This is a genomic window from Bacillus piscicola (assembly GCF_022458745.1).
GTDB lineage: Bacteria > Bacillota > Bacilli > Bacillales > Marinococcaceae > Alteribacillus_A > Alteribacillus_A piscicola.
In genome coordinates this window covers 766,983-785,693 of record NZ_JAJJJF010000001.1, presented here as the reverse complement: position 1 = coordinate 785,693, position 18,711 = coordinate 766,983, and the positions used below count along the sequence as shown (strand labels likewise).

General features: G+C 42.6%; 20 protein-coding genes. 3 read left to right on the top strand and 17 right to left on the bottom strand.

Annotated elements, in window-relative coordinates:
* Positions 1 to 42 precede the first annotated feature (42 nt).
* Both LOR49_RS03770 and LOR49_RS03765 read left to right on the top strand, forming a co-directional pair.
* Positions 43 to 708 (top strand): DUF4328 domain-containing protein, encoded by a 666-nt coding sequence (locus tag LOR49_RS03770; RefSeq protein ID WP_240374770.1) that lies wholly within the window; start codon positions 43 to 45, stop codon positions 706 to 708.
* A gap of 21 nt (positions 709 to 729) precedes the next feature.
* Positions 730 to 1,653, top strand: a complete 924-nt coding sequence (locus LOR49_RS03765) for an LCP family protein (protein ID WP_240374769.1) — start codon at positions 730 to 732, stop codon at positions 1,651 to 1,653.
* On the opposite strand, the gene LOR49_RS17600 is transcribed toward LOR49_RS03765, so the two are convergent.
* The 8 genes from LOR49_RS17600 to LOR49_RS03725 all read right to left on the bottom strand — a co-directional run bounded on the left by LOR49_RS17600 (position 1,642) and on the right by LOR49_RS03725 (position 9,547).
* Entirely contained in the window at positions 1,642 to 2,280 is a 639-nt protein-coding gene (locus LOR49_RS17600) for a CPBP family intramembrane glutamic endopeptidase (protein ID WP_240374768.1), read from the bottom strand. The genes LOR49_RS03765 and LOR49_RS17600 overlap by 12 nt on opposite strands.
* 13 nt (positions 2,281 to 2,293) lie before the next feature.
* Complete coding sequence (gene resA / locus LOR49_RS03755) at positions 2,294 to 2,827, bottom strand: thiol-disulfide oxidoreductase ResA (RefSeq protein ID WP_240374767.1); 534 nt, start codon at positions 2,825 to 2,827, stop codon at positions 2,294 to 2,296.
* A 393-nt stretch (positions 2,828 to 3,220) separates the two neighbouring features.
* Positions 3,221 to 4,153: a glutarate dioxygenase GlaH gene (gene glaH / locus LOR49_RS03750; protein WP_240374766.1), complete on the bottom strand. Its 933-nt coding sequence runs from the start codon at positions 4,151 to 4,153 to the stop codon at positions 3,221 to 3,223.
* 312 nt (positions 4,154 to 4,465) lie between these two features.
* On the bottom strand, positions 4,466 to 5,662 hold the full coding sequence (lhgO, locus tag LOR49_RS03745) for an L-2-hydroxyglutarate oxidase (RefSeq protein WP_240374765.1): 1,197 nt from the start codon (positions 5,660 to 5,662) through the stop codon (positions 4,466 to 4,468).
* A complete protein-coding gene (locus LOR49_RS03740; RefSeq protein WP_240374764.1) occupies positions 5,663 to 6,004 on the bottom strand; it encodes a DUF3870 domain-containing protein in 342 nt (113 codons plus the stop codon).
* A 30-nt stretch (positions 6,005 to 6,034) separates the two neighbouring features.
* A complete protein-coding gene (locus LOR49_RS03735) occupies positions 6,035 to 7,432 on the bottom strand; it encodes an APC family permease (protein WP_240374763.1) in 1,398 nt (465 codons plus the stop codon).
* Between the two features lie 404 nt (positions 7,433 to 7,836).
* Positions 7,837 to 8,349, bottom strand: a complete 513-nt coding sequence (locus LOR49_RS03730; protein WP_240374762.1) for a GNAT family N-acetyltransferase — start codon at positions 8,347 to 8,349, stop codon at positions 7,837 to 7,839.
* Between the two features lie 16 nt (positions 8,350 to 8,365).
* Positions 8,366 to 9,547: an FtsW/RodA/SpoVE family cell cycle protein gene (locus tag LOR49_RS03725; RefSeq protein ID WP_240374761.1), complete on the bottom strand. Its 1,182-nt coding sequence runs from the start codon at positions 9,545 to 9,547 to the stop codon at positions 8,366 to 8,368.
* A 173-nt stretch (positions 9,548 to 9,720) separates the two neighbouring features.
* Between LOR49_RS03725 and LOR49_RS03720 the strand changes: the two genes are divergently transcribed.
* The gene (locus LOR49_RS03720; protein ID WP_240374760.1) at positions 9,721 to 10,920 is read left to right on the top strand and encodes a DUF418 domain-containing protein; all 1,200 of its coding nucleotides are present in this window, start codon (positions 9,721 to 9,723) and stop codon (positions 10,918 to 10,920) included.
* A gap of 8 nt (positions 10,921 to 10,928) precedes the next feature.
* Here the strand turns inward: LOR49_RS03720 and LOR49_RS03715 are convergent, their stop codons facing one another.
* From LOR49_RS03715 to pstC, 9 genes are all read right to left on the bottom strand, one after another.
* The gene (locus tag LOR49_RS03715) at positions 10,929 to 11,417 is read right to left on the bottom strand and encodes an immunoglobulin-like domain-containing protein (protein ID WP_240374759.1); all 489 of its coding nucleotides are present in this window, start codon (positions 11,415 to 11,417) and stop codon (positions 10,929 to 10,931) included.
* 22 nt (positions 11,418 to 11,439) lie between these two features.
* Positions 11,440 to 12,519: a HAMP domain-containing sensor histidine kinase gene (locus LOR49_RS03710; RefSeq protein ID WP_240374758.1), complete on the bottom strand. Its 1,080-nt coding sequence runs from the start codon at positions 12,517 to 12,519 to the stop codon at positions 11,440 to 11,442.
* Positions 12,509 to 13,186 carry a response regulator transcription factor gene (locus tag LOR49_RS03705; RefSeq protein WP_240374757.1) on the bottom strand — a complete coding sequence of 226 codons (678 nt, stop codon included), beginning with the start codon at positions 13,184 to 13,186 and terminating at the stop codon, positions 12,509 to 12,511. The genes LOR49_RS03710 and LOR49_RS03705 overlap by 11 nt, the downstream gene beginning before the upstream one ends.
* A gap of 26 nt (positions 13,187 to 13,212) precedes the next feature.
* A complete protein-coding gene (locus tag LOR49_RS03700; protein WP_240374756.1) occupies positions 13,213 to 13,818 on the bottom strand; it encodes a redoxin domain-containing protein in 606 nt (201 codons plus the stop codon).
* A gap of 37 nt (positions 13,819 to 13,855) precedes the next feature.
* Positions 13,856 to 14,596, bottom strand: a complete 741-nt coding sequence (locus LOR49_RS03695; protein WP_240374755.1) for a cytochrome c biogenesis CcdA family protein — start codon at positions 14,594 to 14,596, stop codon at positions 13,856 to 13,858.
* On the bottom strand, positions 14,583 to 15,278 hold the full coding sequence (locus LOR49_RS03690; RefSeq protein WP_240374754.1) for a hypothetical protein: 696 nt from the start codon (positions 15,276 to 15,278) through the stop codon (positions 14,583 to 14,585). The genes LOR49_RS03695 and LOR49_RS03690 overlap by 14 nt, the downstream gene beginning before the upstream one ends.
* A 705-nt stretch (positions 15,279 to 15,983) precedes the next feature.
* Positions 15,984 to 16,802, bottom strand: a complete 819-nt coding sequence (gene pstB / locus LOR49_RS03685) for a phosphate ABC transporter ATP-binding protein PstB (RefSeq protein ID WP_240374753.1) — start codon at positions 16,800 to 16,802, stop codon at positions 15,984 to 15,986.
* A gap of 18 nt (positions 16,803 to 16,820) precedes the next feature.
* Positions 16,821 to 17,720, bottom strand: coding sequence for a phosphate ABC transporter permease PstA (pstA, locus tag LOR49_RS03680; RefSeq protein ID WP_240374752.1), 900 nt, complete (start codon positions 17,718 to 17,720; stop codon positions 16,821 to 16,823).
* On the bottom strand, positions 17,720 to 18,658 hold the full coding sequence (gene pstC, locus LOR49_RS03675; RefSeq protein ID WP_240374751.1) for a phosphate ABC transporter permease subunit PstC: 939 nt from the start codon (positions 18,656 to 18,658) through the stop codon (positions 17,720 to 17,722). Before pstC ends, pstA begins: the two co-directional genes overlap by 1 nt.
* Positions 18,659 to 18,711 lie beyond the last annotated feature (53 nt).

Here is an 18,711-nt window from a genome sequence, read left to right as displayed (position 1 = left end):
ATTGTCTAAAGTTTGTTTTGGGTACGGAAAGGAGCTAAATCGTTGAATAATACGTTTACATTTAAATCACCAAAAAAAACAGCCGTCTGGTCCATTGCTTTTATTGTAGCTACATTAATGTTTTCTACCGGCTCCATGGTCGGCAGTATAATGGAACGAAACATTTATGAAAGCTATCCAGCAGCCGCTTCCTTTTCACAACTGGCGGATGCCGATAAACAGACACTTGCAATCATAACAGCTGGTGTTGATATTCCAAAAACGATCTTCTTCATTGTGTCCATTTGTGTGTTTTTTATATGGGTTTATAGAGTTCACGCCAACGGTCACGCCTTGCAGCTAAATGGAATCATCAATGTACCAGGCTGGGCGGTTACGGTTTATATGATACCGGTAGTAAATCTTGTAATTCCTTTAATATCTCTTCTCCACCTTCACAAAAGCAGCGTATCACGAGCTTCTGCTAACATAAATTCGTCTATAAAATCTGGCACTTGGAACATTTACGCTTGGTGGATTTTATTTTGGGGTTCTTATTTAGCAGCTCTGCCGGGAAATATGACAGCGGTCGGTGACACCGTTGAACTGCTCAGAAAGCCACTGCCATTCTTCATCATATCCGATGTGCTGTACATCGTGTCCGGCATTTTTCTTATCATCGTCATTCGAAAAATAACGGCCGTACAAGAGAAACTAAAAAAAGCGTAATGGAGAAAGGGGGGCTTTCAAATGTGGAAAACAGCAGTCATTACATGTATGACAGTCCTTCTTTCTGTTCTTCTTACAGGTGCCGGCTACGCCTACTATTTATACGACCTCACATCTGACAGCCTTAGTAAAATGAATACAGAGTATGAGGCGGCGAACAATGAGTCAGTCCCTGAAGCACGCAGTTCGCTGCGCGGTCCTTTACGCTTTCTCGTGGTCGGAGTCGCCGGCCGTCCTGGAGAGCCTGCATTATCTGATGTCATCATGGGTGTTTCCGTCAATCCAAACCATGAATCGACATTGATTTTTAATATTCCCCGTGACACTAAGACAGCGATACCAGGACGAGCCCGACCTGAAAAAATAAACCATGCCTATAGTTACGGAGGGGCAAGCCTAGTGAAAGAAACCGCAGAACGTGAACTCGGGCAGTCCTTTGACTTTGTGGTTGAAGTAGATATGGAGGGGTTTACTAGGCTCGTAGACCTAGTAGGAGGTATTGAAGTCGAAAATCCGTTTGCGTTTTCTCAAAACGATATTACCAACGATCACACCTATCATTACGACGAAGGCCCGGTTCAACTAGATGGGGAAAGAGCCCTCCATTACGTGCGCATGCGAAAGCAGGACCCTCGAGGAGATTTGGGGCGTAATGCCCGGCAGCGTGAGGTCTTTGAAGCCTTGTTGCGGAAAAGTCTTACGATTGACAGTTTGATAAAAAGCAGGGAGATACTTGATCACTTTAGTAAGTACATAAAAACAAATTTAACTTTTGCAGACGCGCGTGCCCTTCTTCATCACTATCGTCCTGCCGCTGACTACGTAAATACTTTCGAACTGACCGGTACGAATAAAGTGGAAGACGGGGTTAGTTACTATATTATCTCAGACAAGGAATGGAAAAAAGCTTCCTTGCGGCTGGAACGTCATGCATCACGAAGATAATCTCATACAGACCGCAGCATACGAAGGTAATTTATGCTGCGGCCGTTTTTTTTTAAGAATATATGCTAGGCAGCCATTGTACGTTACATGGGCCGCAATAGGAGCCCACAAGCTTCCACTCCAAATAAACAAGCCGCCGAGGATAAGTCCCATCACAAATACGAGCGTGTGAATGAATGCACTTCCTTTGTATTGCGGAATATGAAGAATCATAAATACACCAGCAATGAGAAGCAGTGCCGGTACGGAACCTATGTATACAGTTAAGACACCTTGCAGTGCACCGCGAAATAACAGTTCCTCCGACACTCCTGCTCCGAAAGCAATCGTTACAATGCCATATTTTTTAAACACCATACCGATAATCAACCGTGTATATTCATTATCCGGAAGCGTTACATAAGATCTCGTATAAAGAAACACGACAAGGCTTGCTAGGATGATCCCAGCCCCTATCCCGTAAGCTAAAGCCGGCGCTAAATCGAAAAATGACCACAATTGAGACAAGTAGGATATACGTCCTTCGCCGTAAAATAGCAGGATAATAAGAAATCCTGCAACTACGAAGACCCAGAAACCAATCCAAACACTTTTTATTGAAATATCAGGTGGCTTTTTTTCTTCCACGTTTTTTCTCCTATTATGGTTTGATTTTTTCCATGTAACTTCTAATTCTATCTTCTGTCATGCCGCCGGTGATAATTTGCACGACTTCCCCGTTCGCATCGACTAAGAAAGTCGCCGGCAACGGACCAATACCGTAACGGTCCAGCACGTTTTTATTACGATCCAGCAGAATGGGATACGTTAAGTCATGACGGCTGACAAATCGGTCAACTACTAAATCCGACTCCCCTACATTTACAGCGAGAATTTCCACTCCTTTTTCTTTATACTCCTGATAAAGTTTATCCATATAAGGCATTTCTTTTTCGCATGGTGGGCAATACGTCCCCCAAAAGTTCAGGAACACTCCTTGGCCACGGTAATCCTTTAATTCTACTTCCTCCCCTTCCGCATTCATTAAAACGAAATTAGGAGCGATCTCTCCTTCATTTACGAGCGTTTCTTCACTTTTTATAAAATTAGTATAGAAGACGTAACTTAACACAACAGCTAACACGCCTAGCACCGAAGAACGCATGACCAGCCGTTTACGCTTTTTCTGTGACATATAACTCCACCTTCCTCCTTCCTACACTGACCGTTTTATTAGTTTCTCATGATGAAAAAGTGCAAGTCAATCAACTCTCCCCTCTTTATACACTAACTTCTAATGAAAAAAAAGCCGTTTCCAACCGTGATGTTAACAAATTATTGAAAAGTGTTGGTCCAAAATGCCACGAATCTTGAACATTCGGGCGACCTCAGTTGCACATCGTCTAAAACCATAAAAAATCCCCACCGTTATCATCTCGGTGATAACATCGGTGGAGATTTAATTTAGGATTTTAGACGTCCCGTTTTATCCCTTGCATCTACGTTCTTTTCTATCAAACAAAATTAGAAAAGATGGTGATTTTTGTTTTTACTGTAAGCGGGCTCTTTAGATAAACAGAAGAGCTGTTTACTCGACAAAACGGCCACGTTGTCGCAGTAATTCACGGTGCAGGTTTTCATTTTTTTCAAAAGGAGCGCGCCCGTGCATCCAGAATAAATTGTTCAACATGACGAGGTTGCCAACAGGGAGTTTTAATTCGACAAGGTTTTTGTCGTTTTCCAATGAATGAGACATATCCCGCAAGTACTGAGCTTCTGAGACAGAAGCAGGATATGCAAATTGGTCAATAAAGCAAATGCACGGTTTGCCGTTGTCATGGAAGAACGTTTTTCTTTGCACTTCCTGCGCCACATTCTTACTGGAAGGAGCTTTGTACGTGATTTCTTTTTGGGCAAGCGGATGGTTGTAATAATAGTCCAGCTCTTCCCAATCGTCCAAGTGAATCAAACGAGACTCACCGCCAACTGCATTTTCCTCCTCCATTTTCATCATCAACAGCCAATCTGTCGGTTCATCTACGAACGTTCCGTCTGTGTGTAAAGTAAAAAGACGGTATGCTTGGCGAAGGTAAGAGTCACTATTGTCTGTATGCTTAACAGAGAAACGGGCATAGTAGTTACCTGTCATCGCATCAAAGTTAGGATCGCCGACTAAATAAGATATCGCAGTAGAGAAGATTACGTATTTATCTGTATCCGCATGGTCTTCGTTTAAGCCAATGGTATAACCACCCGTCTCCCGGTCATGAAGAATAGCGCGCAATGTTTTGCCAAAATCTTCATCAAGCACATCTAGAAGGTATTGAGAAACAATAAATCTCATATACGGTACGTATTCCAACTCTTGCACCGACACATCTTTTGCTTTTTCAAAGAAAGCATCCAAAGCAGATTTCTCAATCTCAATATGATACATTCTTTTCGATTGTGGGTGTTCCTCGATACGATAATTTTTCGTTTGAACAGTAAAATCCATAACTGCTTTTTCCGTCATACTCATGAAAAATCTCCTCCCATTTGTTTCACATTATTTTTCTTCTAAAAGCAAAAGAGCCAGCCACACGCATGACAACATGCATGACAGGCTGGCTCTAATAGACGGTATGGCTTTCTGGTGAAAAGTCCGCGTCTTATTAAACAGCATTTTAAATTTTCATTGTATTTAAGGTTATAATGTACTCATGGATAGAAAGAGATCTATTCTCTAACTAGATGAGAACTAATTATAGATTAACAATTTTTCATAAAACTGTCAATTGTTTTTCAAAGAAATTTTTGATCTAATGAAGCAATTATGAAACTAGCGCATATGTCAAGATGTCACCATTTTTTCTGACATTTGCCGGTATACTTCTTCGCCTATTTGCAGTGCGCCTGTTGCGGCAGGGGAAGGGGCGTTACAAACGTGAAAGCTGTGTGCGCCTGCGACAATATAAAAATCATCAACGAGTTCGCCGTTCGTGCGTAGTGCTTGAGCGCGCACCCCCGCTGGCGCTGCCATCACATCATCTTCCGTGATTTCCGGGATCAACTCTTGAAGGCTTGCGATGAATGCCTTTTTACTAAAAGATCGTTTCATCTCGTTTAATCCTTCCTTCATATTAGCGGAAGCCAGTTTCCAAAAGCCGAAAGAGCGAAGTACTTGAGATAAGTCTTTTACACTAATATCTAATTTGGTGTATCCCTCTCTCTTAAAACCAAGCACCGCATTGGGCCCCGCCTCTACGCTCCCGTCGATCATACGCGTAAAATGAACGCCAAGAAATGGAAAGTCAGGATTAGGAACTGGATAAATTAAATCCTTTACCAAGTGTTTAGCCGAATCTTTCAGTTCAAAGTATTCACCGCGGAACGGCACAATCTGCATATCTAAATGATAACCGGCCATTTCTGCGATACGATCACTATGTAATCCAGCACAGTTAATCATTAGTTTCGTCTGTAATGTCCGTTTATTTGTTTCAATCGTCACCCCTTTATTTTCTACAATCGCTTTCACTTCTTCATTTAAAAAGAGATCCGCTCCTTTTTCTTGAATGAGCGAAGCGATTTTCTTACTCACTTCTTTGTAGTTAACGATACCTGCAGCCGGCACTTCTACAGCTGCCACCCCATTCACATGAGGCTCACGCTCAAGCAAGGCATCACGTTCCATCCAGTTCACGGTCAAACCATTCTCTTGGCCGCGCTCATAAAGCTTGTTCAAAGCAGGAAGCTGCTCATTGTTTGTTGCCACAATCACTTTCCCGCATTGATCATACTCTACTCCGTGCTCCTCACAAAAAGCAATCATGGACTTGCTTCCTTCTCTTGCAAATCTTGCTTTATAGCTTCCCGGACGGTAGTAAATACCGGAATGAATAACGCCGCTGTTATGACCCGTTTGATGGCTAGCCACTTCTTTTTCTTTATCAATAACAGCAACCGCTGCGTTCGGCTCTTTCTTTAAAATAGAATACGCAACTGACAACCCAACAATACCTGCTCCAATAATCGTATAATCGTACATTTACTTGGCACCTCCGGATTTATTGGTAGACGGGAGCGCTTTGTACTGCGTATACAAATCTTTCAGTGCAGCAATAATAGCGTTTTTCGCTTTCCCGTAATAATTTTCTTCAAGTGCCTTAATAGGCTTTTCGATTCCATTTCGCAAACTGTACCCGCGAAACAATTGATTAATGAATTCACGGCCATGTTCAGTTGCGAGTGTACACGAGCATTGCAAAATGACTCCGTATTGACGATCCAGCTCGGCTGTCACTGTCAATGTTTGAAACATACTCTGAGCGGCCATTCCTTCTGGCAGCCGGGAATGTCCCGCAATAAAAACCACATTATTATTGTTCATTATCGTTCCCCTCACTTACTTCCGAAAAATTTAGGCATTTTTAGATATTTTTCCGTCACCCATGTATGTAATATCTCTGTATTTCCCGTAATGGGTCACCATAAAGAATACACCTATTAACCACCAACCTAAAAGGATTATCCATTCATGAGAACCTAATCCGGCAGGCATTCCCGGTAAATATTGGACACCGATCCCAATGCTTAGCACTAAGCCGATTACAGCAATAAGATTTGTTTTTCCTGCCTTGAAGGGGCGAGGCATATCAGGCTCATTTTTACGTAACCTCAAAAATGCAACCGTCACCATTAAGTAAGCAATCACGATGGTCGATCCACCTGCATCAACAAGCCAGCCTAGCATCGGAGTACCAAAGAGCGGACTAATCGTAGCGAGAAGACCAATGAATAAAATAGCGTTAGAAGGCGTCTTGTATTTAGGATGCAGCTTTCCGAACCATGCTGGCAGCATTTTTGTTTCAGCCATCGCATACAATACACGGCTGCCCCCAATAATAAACCCGTTCCAGCTTGTCATGATACCAGCGATGCCTCCGAAAACGAGAATAACACCAAAAATTTCACCACCATATACATTTGCCATAGCCTCCGCGGTACTAAGTTCAGCGTTCATTAATCCTTCCTTATCTATGCCAAAGCCAACCGCATAAATGATACCAATATAAAAAACAACAGCTAAAATAACAGAAGTGATTAATAGTTTCCCAATAGATTTCGGTTTCATGTTCAATTCTTCTGCAGCTTGCGGAATGACATCAAATCCGACAAACATAAAGGGAGTAGCAATAATGACTGCGATTATCCCTTTTGCTCCTCCTTGCAGAAGTGGCTCAGCATTCGCTAGCTCACCGTTCATCCCAGAGCCGAATATAAGCATGACACCAACTGCCAGAATTAAAACAGTTAGGATCATCTGAACAGAAGCGGCAAATTTAACGCCAATGTAATTCACAGCAGTAACAAAAACAGATGCCACCATCCCAACGGCAACCCAAGTAAAGTATACATCATAGTTCGTAATCGTGTACATGTACCCAGCCTTATAATCCGGAAAGATAAATTCCAGTACATTAGGAAGCGCAACGGCTTCAAACGAAACAACTGAAATATAACCTAATGCAATGGCCCACGAGGCAATAAAAGAAGCTACAGGCCCTATACCTCGTAATGTATACACAAGTTCCCCGCCTGCTTTTGGCATAGCAGCAGCCAATTCAGAGTACACCATTCCAATAAAGATTACCAAAGCTCCACCAATTAGAAAAGCGATGATAGCCCCTAACACTCCAGCTTCTAACACCCAATCACCAGATAGGACGACCCAGCCCCAGCCGATCATGGCACCAAAAGCCAGAACAAGGGCATCTGCTCGTCCAAGGACTTTTTTTAGCTTTTTTTCCTCACTCATATTGTCACTCCTAAAACAGTTTGAATAACAGCGCTTTCATTGATACTTAAATGGATCACCCTCTGTGACTCCAGAAAGAATCAAACCCTCCTTCGAATGTTAATTTTTAGTCATATATAAAAAAGCCAGCTATACACTACGAGGATCTAAAAGTCCACGAGTGTATAACTGGCTCACATCTAAGGGCAGCACTATTTAAACAATAGCGTCTATTAGACTCGACAGTTATTTTTAAAAAATATAGCAAAACTAGCAAGTAAGTCTTCTTCATTGATCTAGATAGGGGGAACCGTTCTAGGAATGCGATAGACTTTCTTTTTCAAAGTTCATATAATTTTAACACTATATTCAAGTACAGGTCAATAAGAGTGTTATACATTAGGAAAAAATTACCAACTTATCTGTTACGTTACACTCATAATCATCACTTGTTTCGTACAAACGTGTAGCTCGCTGCAGTCACTACAGTCCTGATTCATTTTTTGAGGAACATTTTCTATATCAGTGAGGTGGAAGCCACATTTCGCAAAGAAACCTGTTTCTCCGGTAGTCGCCATGATCCTTTTTATATGAAGGTGCTTCGTTTCTTTTATTAGACGCTCAACAAGTGCTCTGCCGATACCACTCTGTCCTTTGTTTACATCTACTGCTAACGAACGAACTTCTGCCAGGTTTCTGTCAAGTTGATATAAACTCGCTGTACCAATTATTTCGTCCTCTGCGACTGCTACGTAAGTCAAGGAAAGGTTGTTGTATAATGAACGTCTTGTTTGTTTTAAAAGAATGCCTTGCTCCGTGTATCTATTAATTAACGATAAGATCTCATCGATTTCAGAGACAGCAGCTTTCTTAATGGTGATCACTTTTTCCCCTCCTTGCTTATCCACTATTTCACTAGTCTGTACTTCGTCAATCATAAAGAAGTACAACTTCTTACCGTTTCACTTCAAAAAAGTATGATTTAGAATGATAGCGGACACTCATGATCATCCCGAGTGCAAAGGTAGTCGCTACCAATGAACTGCCGCCGTAGCTTAATAACGGAAGGGTAAAGCCGGTAACAGGCAATAGTCCGAGACTCATACCAATATTTTGAAATACCTGGAAAGACAGCATCCCGATCAAACTGGCACAAAGATATTTCCCAAACGCATTGTGACAGCGGAGAGCGGTTATCAAAATTTGATAAAGCAATACAAAATAGAGCGTTATGACAAAAGCACCGCCTAAAAAACCATGCATGGAACTAATGACGGCGAATATGAAGTCAGTATGGGCTTCGGGTATATAAATAGACGTGTCATTATTTCCATAAAGTCTTCCCGAACCAATCGCTGTAATGGCCCGCACCGTCTGAAAGCCGGCATCTACATATTCAAATGGATTGAGCCAGCCATATATCCGGCTTACTTGATAATCTTTCAGCATAGACAGCAAATACGTTTCGACAAAAACGGGAAAGCGAAAAAATGCAAAAATAAATGCCGAGAAGGCAAGAAGCGGACCGCCAATTATAAGGACAAGCAGTTTGTATGAAATGCCTGACACGATCAATAAGGCAATAAAAATGGAGGCAATTAACATTACACTCCCCATGTCAGGCTGTCTTTCTAATAAAATAAGAACAGGCAGGACAACAAGCCCCATTTTCCCTATCAAAGTTATGTCCGTTTTTAATTCCCGATTATCCTGATACTTGGAATTATGTCGGTATGTCACCGCACTAAGCGTTATAATCAAAAAAATACGCATCAACTCGGATGGCTGTACAGAACCGATAACGGGGAAAGTAAACCAACTAACCGCCCCATTCCGCAAAGGTGCAATGGCCTCATTAGGTCCTATCACATCCAGTGCCACCAGCAAGAAGAGGCCGAAACCATATAAAAACCAATGGATATTAAGATAATACTCGAAATCAAAATGGAGGACGGCAAGCGCAACTACGAAAGCGAGCACATAAAAGATCATCTGCCGAATCGCAAAGTTCGTGTCGTACTGCCCCATTTCCTGTGCATAATTAATATAAAAACAGCTGATGACACCGAATAAAAAAATGACAAACAGCATGTTAATATCGTATTGCTTCTCCGTTACTGAATTTTGTAAACTCAATCGCTCATCACCAGATTCTACATATAGGGTATAACCTCAGAGTTGAAGTTTCTATGAAAATAATACACGATAAATGCTTACCCGTATAGGGGGAAGAAACAACTCCCTATTTACCGAGATATAAAGTATGCTGGATAGTGACACGCGAATTTAGAAGGAGAGAACACTAAACCATGAAAACATCACCTGTGCAAAAAAGCGAACGAATTGTCACATTAGATATCGTAAGAGGTGTCGCCCTCTTAGGAATTCTTTTTGCGAACATGTCCTTTTTCAAATCACCTGTTTATCAGATGCAGAGTTTACCGGGGCAAATATCCGCGTTTACCGATCCTTTCGACGAATGGACTGCTTTTTTTATTGACGTGTTCGTCGTCGGAAAATTTTATCCGATGTTTTCCCTACTGTTTGGTCTTGGTTTCTATTTGTTTTATGAACGCTTAAAGCACAAAGAACTCCCTGCCAAAAAGATCTATATAAGACGTCTTATTTTCCTTATCATTCTTGGATTGGCCCACCTTGTGTTTATCTGGTCCGGGGATATCCTTCATACCTACGCGGTGACTGGTTTTTTTCTCCTTTTCTTTGTCAGGAGAAAAGCAAAGACGCTTCTTTATTGGGGAATAAGCTTGATCACTGTTTCTGCCGTCGTGTTCTTTCTCCTTACGACAGCTGGCGGCTTCGTCATTAGTCTTAAATCTGGGACAGCGTTGGAATTGGAAGCAACGAACCTTGTACAAGCAGCCCATGCTATTTACAGTTCCGGCACTTATGGTGAAATTCTTTCTTTTCGCCTTACAGAAGAGGTCATCTATATCATCATCAATATCTTTTTTACGGTCCCAAACATTCTCGGGATATTTCTCTTAGGCATGTACATCGGACGGAGAAACCTGATACAGCAACCAATCAATCATCTGCCTTTTTGGAAAAAACTGCAGCTCATTTCTTTTATCATCGGTGGCCCGCTCGCTATCCTTTATGCCTGTTTACAACATGGATTCTTCGACCTCCCGTACTGGCTGGCAAGCGGGATAGCTGAAGGACTGAACATCTTTGCCGGTCCTTTGCTCATGTTGTTCTACGTCGCGTCGGCCGTGCTATGGCTACGCCGCCCGCACAGAACACGTTTATTCCAGCCTATCGCTTCCGTCGGCAAGATGGCGTTGACTAACTACTTGTGTCAATCTCTTATCGGTGTGTTCATTTTTTATGGGTTCGGGCTTGGTTTTTACGGCACAGTTGGCCCAACTGCCGGGGCACTCTTAACCATTCTCATTTATTCGTTACAGACAGTTGGGAGTGTACTCTGGTTAAAGTATTTCAACCAAGGACCGCTGGAAAAAGCGTGGAGAATTTGGACATATCGCTGACTCTGCAACTAACCACTGACCTGAAATGGGACCGCTATGGATATTTCATAGGAAGGGTCCCTATGGATTACTGTCTTCACAAGTCGGTATTCTCCCGCTGGAAAGGTAATACCTAGTTCTGCGGGAGAGTATGTTTGCACGATCGTCTCCCCCGCCCTAAGTTCCAACCCATAATTTTTGAAATCGCGGTTCTTATAAAAAACAGCATTTGAGTATAGTACGATGTACCACAATCCGTCCACCTTTTGCTCCAATTGGTAAAATTCTCCCAAAGTGAAGTCCTTGGTGCTTTGATTTTCAAGCGTCACCCTCATTTCTTCCGGCGTCCCTGTATATTTCGTTTTGTCAAGCGACAGCAAGAGTCCTTGTTTGGCAGAGGGTCTTTCTTGATCCGGGACGGGATCCGCTACCTTATCGAGCTCCACTTCCGGAGCACACGCACTTACACCTAAATGGAGCCCCACAGCCAAAAAGACCAAAAAAATCATACGCGGCATCACTATCCCCCCTTGTCCCAAATTAGCTAGAAACCGGAAGTGTAAACCAAAAAGTGTGAGAACGGCCCTGTGTATACAGACCGGCATTCCCGCCGTGTTGACAAACAATCTCCCTCACAATGGCAAGTCCAATCCCTTCTCCATCCCTGAGTTGGTGAGCACTGTCGGAACGCTGCTTTCTTTCAAAAATTTTCGTTTTTTCCTCTGGGGGTATTGGGCATCCTTCTGTCTGGACAGAAACGATGTAATTTTTCTCGTCTACTTTTCCCTTCATTGTGATAGGCGACGAATGGGTTCGATATTGAATCGCGTTCTGCAGTAAATTAAATATCACTTGTTGTATCGCATCACTGTCAAGCGGAATACTCCTCTCTTCAACTTCTACGAGGACCTTTATCTCTTTTTCTTCCAACTCCCATTCAAACAATTTCACACATTGCTGAATGATAGATTTGATATTTTGATTTTGTTTTTGGACCCCGGTAACGGAGGAAACAATTTCCCATTCTGAGAGCTTATATAAATCATCTACCAAATGTATAAGACGGGTAGATTCCTTATGAAGCGCGTCATAGAGTTCGGGTTCTCCATCTATCACTCCTTTTTTCAACCCCTCCAAGTAACCGTTAATATTAGAGAGCGGAGTTCTCAGCTCATGTGCTGTGTCGTCGACGAGACGCTGTCGTGATTCCTCGATCTCTTTTAATTTTCTGGAGAGATCATTGAAGTTATTCATTAACATACTAATCTCGTTCTCATTCTTAATTGTTAAGCTGTCCGGGAACTCTCCTCTTATTAACTTTTCCGTATAGCCGGCTAGTTTCCGAATAGGTATGACTACTTTTTTAATAAAGTATAAATAAAAAAGACAGCTCGCCGAAAAGGAAAGAACGAGAGTAAGCAGCAAATACCCAAATAATGTGTTGTTGAAAGCTTGCTGCTGTGTTGCGTTCACCCCGTTAATACCTCCGACGAGCTTACAGGCATATTGATATACCGTGAAACCGCTGATCCCAATTATCATACCAATAATAAGAAAATTACCTATTGTGAGACGCCCTACAAAGGATAATGCAGCTGCCTTCGACTTTTTAATCAACAAACTTATACCCCATTCCTCTTACGGTAGTAATGCGCTTTGGAGACGAAGGATCCTTTTCAATTTTTTCCCGGATGTGTTTCACATGCACATCAATCGTCCTATCTTGGACAACACTTTCTGTTAATGGGTAAATTTGTTCCAGCAGCTGCTCCCTTGAAAAGACTGTACCAGGATAACGCATAAAGTGATAAAGTAACGTGAATTCGATTTTTGTCAGGGAAAGAGGGGTTCCGTTTAGAGTAACTTCCCCCTTTCTCGGTTTGATTGTCAGACCATGACTCGTTAGACGTTGACATGTGTGACCGGTCCTTCTTAGGATCGTCTCAACTCGCGTAATAAGTTCTTCCGGGCTGAAAGGCTTTGTCATATAATCATCTGCGCCCAATTTAAGTCCGGTTATTTTTTCACGGCTGCTCACTTTTGCCGTCAACATTAAAATAGCGGTCTCATAGCCACGCTCTCGAACCCAACGACACACTTGTTCACCGGATATTTTCGGCAGCATTAAATCAAGGATAATAAAGCACGGCTCTACTTCCTGGATAACATGTATGGCCTCTTCTCCGTCATTCGCAGTCACAGCTTGATAACCATTTTTCTCTACATATATTTTGAGAAGATCCTGAATCATCAGATCATCTTCCACGATTAACACTACATGTTCCATTATTTCACCCTGCCATGGATTTTTAGTTAGTCCATCTTTTTCGTCTCATTCACCATCATGTCATATGTCATCGGCCCAATACTTATATGCTGGATGATCCCTTCCGAATCAACAAAATAGGAAGTAGGAATCGGCTGAATGTCATACAGATTCGCCACTTTTATATCCTGGTCCAATAAAATCGGAAAAGAAACACCAAAGTCATCTCTAAAGTCTTCTACCTGTTCAACGCCTGGTTCCGTTTGCGTCAGATTGACTGCTAGAATTTCAACACTATCTCCGTGCTCCATGTAAAAGTCTTGCATCTCCGGCATTTCTGCACGGCAGGGCGGACACCAAGACGCCCAGAAGTTAACAATCACTTTCTGTCCTTGCAAATCGGACAGACTTATTTGCTCTCCGGCAAGTGTCTCAAGCGTAAAGTCGGGCGCGCTTTCTCCTGTACGCAGCCAATCCCCTGGTTGCTGTGTCTCTCCTTCTTCACTTTCTACTAACTGAAACTCTTCACCGGCGGGAACCTCCGCCTTCGGTTCCCCTTGTGATTGCTGGTCATTCTCATCACTTGAAAAAGCCTCAAAAAAAGCCCAACCAATCATTACTGCTAGTATAACACCAATAATCGTTGTTCTCATTCTTACAAACTCCTCCCAATTGTCTTTCATAAAAACATTAACCTAGTTGTTCAAACCAGGTTCCTTCTATCAGTCTTAGTAAATAAATCGATAACCGCGTCAACTCTCCAGAATAAAGCAAAACCCCAATTATAATTAATAAAACTCCACCTATTTTCATGATGATAGCGGAATGTCTTACAATCCACCTTGTAGACCCGGCAAACAAGCCTAATGTTAGAAACGGTACCGCGAAACCAGCCGAGTAGGCAACAGAGTAGAAAAATCCTGACGATGGATTTGAGGCAGCTAGCACGAGGATGGAAGCAAAGATCGGTCCAATACACGGTGTCCACCCTGCCGCAAAACCAATACCGACAAGAAAGGTTCCGGCGAGTCCTGCCGGCTTCTTCGCAAAGCGAAACCGCTTTTGCTTGGAAAACAGTGTAATCTTAAGCCAGCCTGCTATGTAAAGTCCCATGACGATGATAAGTACACCGCTAATCCGTTGAATGAGAAGTCCCGTATCGCCGCGGAGAAGATTGTTCACGAACTGTCCCGCGTACGACGCCCCCAGTCCCAGGCCAATAAAGACTAGCGAAATACCAGCTAAAAACAAAAAAGAATGAGCAAGTATTTTTTTCCGTATCTCTTTTGTCTGTCCACTCTGCAAATCTTTCACCCCAACGCCCGTAATATACGATAAATAAGCAGGGAACAAAGGAAGCGTGCATGGGGACAAAAAAGAAATGATACCCGCCCATAAAGCAATCCATAATGTTACATCAGTCGTGTTCATCGCTACCTCCACCACCTAAGTGTGTTTTTTTGACAAGGTCATATACGGAGACAGTGCCTGTTATTATTATGGTAAGCATAAACGGAAGCACCGGCATATAAACGAATAGTATCTTGACAGAAATAAACGTTGTCATGATTCCTTTGAATAGTGCATACAATCCCACTCCCATCAGAAAAGAACACTGGTAGGAGCAACGTCTCCTCGTCATGGACAGCATAAAAAGAACTACTCCATTTACCAACATATGATAAGCGAAATCTCCACTGTCTGCTTGTATATAAACGTGGGCGAAAGCGTACAAAAATTCCATTAAGAGAAATAATTGAAATAAGTAAAGTGCCACTTCATAAAAATTGCGCGTTGTTTCGCTTTTAATGCCTACATAAACAACCGCAGCCAGACTAGCCAAGCTCCATTCCTTCCAAGTTCCGGGAGTTGCCAAGACCGCCACCGGGTCCTGCCATGAGCGTGGTATGTAAAATAAAAATGATGATAATTGGTAGGTGATAAGGAATAAAAATAAACTATTCACGTGCAAGTCTTGACGTTCTTTCTTGCCTTTCTTGCCCAACTCAGCCGGGAACAGCCAGCGGACGATCCCTAAAGATAAAACATAAGCACCGAGCAGTATCAGCCATTCTTTCTGTATGAGAAACGGTCCTACCTGCCAAACTCCCATCCACATTCACCCCTTCCAGATACCAGTACCCAATCTACCAAACTAATGTTAAGTTTTTATGAAGAAATCATTCATGAACATTTTCTATAAAACCGTCCCCAACCATTATTGAAATCAAAGACAGGAGGCCGATGCCGCTCAGGCAAATAATAAAATAGTGAAGTAACGACACTTCAGGAGTGTGGTATGACGTTGTGAAATCAAGAAAATACTAAAATAACAACGCCATAAGCATCCTATGGAGTCATGAAACAGGTAACTCCATGAAATAGAGACATCATTGCATGTGTATGAAGCTATGAAACCCGCAAGTTGCCAATATAACAGCGTCAATGCGTTCATATGAAGGTGTCAAAAGAGATAACCACAGAAATAACAACCTCATAGTGATCCAATGGCGTCTTTAAAGCAGACCACTCCTGAGATACAACGTCTTCGCTTTTGAACCGTGTTAGTGAAACCCGGAACTGATGTCGATCTTGTGCCTTTGGTGGTAAGACCCATCCACTTAATCAATTGTAACTCTGCTTTTGACAATCTTTTAGAAAACAAAAAAAGAGACCATCCCCACTACTTATGGGACAGCCCCTTCGCCATTCAAAAACATGAATGCTGTGTTTTTTCGTAGACCATCTACTCCGCTTTGGAAGCGAAATCATCCATTCTTTCTAGATAGCTTCCGATTTTCAATGGTCGCCTCCTAAACTAGCCAAAACGTCCAGAAATATAACCCTCCGTGCGGCTGTCTCGTGGAGAAGAGAACATTCTAGCTGTTTCATCATATTCAATTACTTCTCCATTTAAGAAAAAAGCTGTTTTGTCCGAAACTCGTGCCGCTTGCTGCATGTTATGGGTGACCATCACAATACTGTATTTTTCTTTCAACTCTGTAACAAGTTCTTCTATCTTCAAGGTAGAAATTGGATCTAGTGCGGAGGTCGGCTCATCCATTAAGATCACATCTGGCTCGACAGCCAAGCACCTGGCGATACAGAGTCGCTGTTGCTGGCCACCCGAAAGGCCCGTTGCGTTTTCCTTCAGGCGGTCTTTCACTTCCTCCCAAAGCGCTGCCCCTTTTAAACTTTTTTCCGCAATATCGGCAAGCAGCCTTTTGTCTTTTATTCCGTGTATTTTAGGTCCGTATACGACATTTTCAAAGATGGATTTAGGAAATGGGTTCGGTTTTTGAAAAACCATACCAACTTTCGTTCGCAGCTGTTCCACTCTGAAACTTTTATCAAAAATATTTTGCGAACGATAATAAATACTTCCGCTCGTCCGAACAGAAGGAATTAATTCGGTCATCCGATTCAACGTTTGAATAAACGTTGATTTCCCGCATCCAGACGGACCAATAACGGCGGTAATTTCATTTTCAGCAATCTTCATATCGATATTTTTCAGAGCTTGGTCAGCACCATACCACAAATTTAGCTGGTCGATCTGATACACATCTCGTTTATTATTGGCCGTTTGAGCGTGTATACGCGTTTCTACAGCTGGTTTTTTCAATTCTGCTAACATGTGTATTCACCTCTTATTTTATAGACGCTTTTGGAATTTGTTTCGAATCCATACTGCTACCGCATTCATTATTAACAACATCACTAAAAGGATGATAATTCCCGACGCCGCCACTTGATGGAATTCTTCCTGCGGCCGGCCAGTCCAGTTAAAAATTTGAATCGGCATTACGGTAAAAGATGACAATAATCCTTCAGGTAAAAAGGCTACATACGTAAGCGCACCGATCATAATAAGGGGAGCTGTTTCTCCAATCGCTCGTGATAAGGCTAGGATATTGCCGGTTAAAATGCCGGGCAGGGCAGCTGGAAGCACAATTCGATAAGTCGTCTGCCATTTCGTTGCTCCCATCGCAAAGGAAGCTGATTTCAACTCTCCTGGGACCGCACGAATCGCTTCCTGGGAAGCCACCACAATAATTGGGAGAATCAACAGTGCCATCGTAAGTCCTCCGGCCAGCACACTGCGTCCAAGCGCCATTTCCCGGACAAAAATTGTAAGGCCAAGAAGCCCGAAAACAATCGAAGGCACACCAGCCAAATTAGATATATTCATCTGGATTAAACTCGTAAACCAATTCTTTTTAGTGTATTCCTCTAAATAAATCGCCGTTCCCACTCCTATTAAGAAGGAGACAGGGGCCGTGACAGTCATCATCCAAATCGTTCCGATAAACGCTGAGAAAATGCCAGCCTCTTCTGCCTTTCTTGATGGGAACGAGGTCAGAAAGTCCCAGTCTATATACACGTAGCCTTGAGTAATAATGCGAGTGAGTAATACAAGTAACATCAAAAGACTAAAAGCGGTTGCTCCCACGAACAATCCCTTAAACCCTTTGTTTTTTACGATTCTCCACGAAAAGGAGGGGCGCGACTTGACAGATTCTGCGTAGTTCCTTTCGGTTGTTTCTGTCAGCATTAATATACCTCCCGAAATCGTTTGGAAATAAAATGAGCAAGTAAATTCATGATTAATGTGAAAATAAATAGAGTCATACCAACTGCATAAATGCTGTAGTATTCTGTTGTTCCATAACCAGCGTCGCCAAGACTGATCTGAACAATATAAGCCGTCATCGTCTGCACAGCAGAAGTAATATCAATCGATGCTGTCGGATTCGCTCCTCCTGCTACGGTCACGATCATCGTTTCTCCAATCGCTCGTGATACAGCAAGGACGAAGGACGCAATAATACCGGAAAAAGCTGCGGGCAGAACCACTTTGACCGCCACTTCTAAACGTGTGGATCCAAGTGCAAAGGCGCCTTGCCGCAAAGAATCCGGGACAGCGCTCATGGCATCTTCCGAAAGCGAGGCCACCATTGGGATAATCATTATTCCAACGACAATGCCCGGACTCAAGGCATTATAGATAGAAAGACTTGGAATCAAATGTTGCAAAATCGGTGTCACGAACGTTAATGCGAAGAAACCATATACGATGGTAGGAACACCTGCTAACACTTCTAAAATCGGCTTCACCGTGCGTCGTGTTTTATCGGATGCATATTCACTTAAGAAAATAGCTGATGCTAATCCAAATGGGATGGCAATGCACATCGCAATAAAAGCAATAACGAGCGTGCCCGTTAATAACGGACGGATCCCATAGGAAGCGTCATTGTGTAATGGATACCATTCGCTGCTCATCATAAATTCGATAATAGAAACTGCTTGGAAAAATGAAAGAGTTTCCGATATTAAGGTGATAATGATGCCGATTGTAGTAAGGATAGAAATAATGGCACATATTAAAAAAACGTTCGGCATCAGCGTCTCAGTTAGCTTTGTCATTCCTCGTCGCTTCGTATTTCGTTCGATCCTTTCTCTGACTGATGGACTCGATTGCTCGTTCATCCTGCTCCCCCCGATGTCGCTCTCCATTTTAAGTTATGAGTAAGATGGAGCCT